Genomic DNA, 1,928 nt, shown 5'->3' with positions numbered 1-1,928 from the left:
GCAACTTCGCCAGGAAGCCATAGCCGACGGAGCCCCCACCAGCGACCTTGCCCAGCCTCAACCGGAAAAGGACATCACCTTACGAACCGCCCACTAACAAACCACCGCTAGTCGTGCGATGTCAGGCGGTGTTGGGTGTCGTCGCCCCGGACGCGGCTGCCGGCAGAGGGGGGTCCGGCCGGGGGCGGGTGCTCCGGGCGCTGCAGGAACACGACGGCGACAACCAGGACGGCAGTGCCCGCCCACTGGAGCCAGGCGAGCGCCTGTCCCAGCCACAGCCAGGCCAGCCCCGCGCCGAACATCGGCTCAAGCGACATGGAGACCGCACCAGCTTGCGCACCGACGCGGGCTGTGCCCCAGGTATAGAGCAGGAATGGCACCAGTGTGCCGAACACGCTGATGAGGACCGCTCCCGCCAGAAGCCACGGCTGATCAAAAAGCGCGGGTAGTCCCCGGAAGGTCTGGATGACCAGCCACACCCCGCCGGCCACCGCGAAGCCCCAGATGTTCGCGGCCAGCGCCCCGCCGGACTGAGCCGCGCGGCCGCCGAGGACAGAGAACGCGGCAACACCGACGGCAGTGAGCAGCCCGAAGGCGACCCCGGGAAGGTCGATGTCGCCCAGCGGCGCCGTGGGCAGCTCGACGACCAGGGCCACACCTGCCAGGGCGGCGATCAGCCAGGCAAGCACACGGGGCGACGGCACCCTGCCCGTCAGAACCAGCGCTCCCACGATGACGAAGGCGGGCGCCAGGCTCTGCAGAACGAGCGCCACCGCCACCGGCAGCCGTTCGATGGCCAGAAACAGGGCCGCGTTGGCGACCGAGACCGACAGGCCGAACCCGATCACCAGGCGCCAGGGAACCTGTCTGGCGGGTATCGGCGCCCTGCGGCGCAGCGCGAGGGCGCCGAGGCCGAGCAGCGCGACCCACGTACGGACCGCGACGACCTCCAGCGGATCCGCGCCCCGCTCGAAAAGCTCCCCGGCGAGCGTTCCGCCCAGCCCCCACAGGGCCGCCGCCGTGATGACCGCGATGGAGCCCGCGCGCCGGGCAGCCCCGGCATCCGCCGACCGCAGCGGACCGGAGCGCCGATGACGTTTCTGTGTGTGCGGCATATCAGCACTCCGAGGGCTGCTCCGCAGCCTGATGCCACGGTCGACCGTCGATCCTCATCATCGGCCTCGTGTAACCTACAAAGCGTTTTATTGGTTGGTCAAGCTCCACACAAGCCGTGGAAGCCTCGTACAGGAGGGCTCTCGTGAAACAGCAGGACGCTCCGCACCCCCTTGAACTGGTACGGCAGTTCATCAACACGCATGACCTGGAGCGGGGCACCGACGGCCTGGCCACGGCCGCTCAGGCCCAGCAGTGGATGGCGGAACAGCGGCTCGTCGATCGGGCCGAGCGGCTGACGGAGCCGGACCGGCAGCGGGCCGTCGCCCTCCGCGAGGCCCTCCGCTCCCTCGCCGACGCCAACTCCCCCCGAGTCGCCCAGCCCGACCAGGCCGCACTCGGCACCATCCGCGACATCATCCGCGGCGCGAGCGTGCAGCTGCGCTTCCGTGCCGACGGCACGCCCGACCTCGCCCCCGAGCAGGACACCGGAGTCTCATCCGCACTCGGCAGGCTGGTCGCGGTCGTCGGCCTCGCCGCGTTCGACGGCACCTGGCGCAGGCTCAAGATCTGCCCCGCCGAGGGCTGCCGGTGGGCGTTCTACGACCACTCCAAGAACCGGTCCGGCACCTGGTGCCAAATGGCAGAATGCGGCAACCGGGCCAAAGTCCGCGCCTTCCGTGACCGCCGGGAAACCTAGCGGTGGTTTGTTAGTGGGCAGTTCGTGAGTCTTTGACTGAATCCGCTGTCGCCTGATCGTGTGGCGGCGGGGCGGACTCTGCCGGTCCGCGGTTGGTGATCTGGTGATGTGACCG

Annotated in this window: 2 protein-coding genes; one reads left to right on the top strand and one right to left on the bottom strand. The window is 69.7% G+C overall.

The window, feature by feature from the left end; translation table 11 throughout:
• Positions 1–107: 107 nt before the first annotated feature.
• The gene (locus tag ACIRU3_RS47715; protein WP_404070760.1) at positions 108–1,115 is read right to left on the bottom strand and encodes an EamA family transporter; all 1,008 of its coding nucleotides are present in this window, start codon (positions 1,113–1,115) and stop codon (positions 108–110) included.
• A gap of 143 nt (positions 1,116–1,258) precedes the next feature.
• Between ACIRU3_RS47715 and ACIRU3_RS47710 the strand changes: the two genes are divergently transcribed.
• Complete coding sequence (locus ACIRU3_RS47710) at positions 1,259–1,813, top strand: CGNR zinc finger domain-containing protein (protein WP_404070757.1); 555 nt, start codon at positions 1,259–1,261, stop codon at positions 1,811–1,813.
• Positions 1,814–1,928 lie beyond the last annotated feature (115 nt).

The organism is Streptomyces sp. NPDC101151 (genome assembly GCF_044768335.1).
Lineage (GTDB): Bacteria > Actinomycetota > Actinomycetes > Streptomycetales > Streptomycetaceae > Streptomyces.
This window is presented reverse-complemented; position numbering and strand designations above follow the sequence as displayed.

Excerpts from the sequence above, each read along its gene's own strand:
- ACIRU3_RS47715 (WP_404070760.1), bottom strand. The coding sequence starts at position 1,115 with ATGCCGCACACACAGAAACGTCATCGGCGCTCCGGTCCGCTGCGGTCG.